The sequence below is a fragment of the Saccharothrix sp. NRRL B-16314 genome, assembly GCF_000716595.1.
Taxonomy (GTDB): domain Bacteria; phylum Actinomycetota; class Actinomycetes; order Mycobacteriales; family Pseudonocardiaceae; genus Actinosynnema.
On sequence record NZ_JNXC01000247.1, the window covers coordinates 1 to 302 of the forward strand.

Annotated in this window: 1 protein-coding gene; it reads right to left on the reverse strand. The window is 74.2% G+C overall.

All coding sequences use genetic code 11. From position 1 onward, the window contains the following. On the reverse strand, positions 1 to 302 hold a 302-nt coding region (locus OQ02_RS39845), incomplete at both ends, for a PAC2 family protein (protein WP_033443874.1).

Sequence of the window (302 nt, forward strand, 5' to 3'; positions counted from 1 at the left end):
GGGCATCAGGTCAGTGCGGCTGCCGTGCGGGGTGAGGCCCACGGGGCGGGTGTGCGGCACGCCCATGGGGATGCCGTGGAAGTTGACGGAGAGGCGCACACCGAGGCGCTCGACGATCTGCCGGACGGCGACGGCGAACCGCTCCCCCTCCACGTCGGGCTCGGGGCCGGAGAGGACCAGGAAGGGGGCTCCGGTGGCGTCCTGGACGAGGCGGACCTCGATGGACGGCGTCTCGTACGCGGTCCAGCGGTCGCGCCGGAAGGTCAGCAGCGGGCGGCGGGCGCGGTAGTCCACCAGCCGGT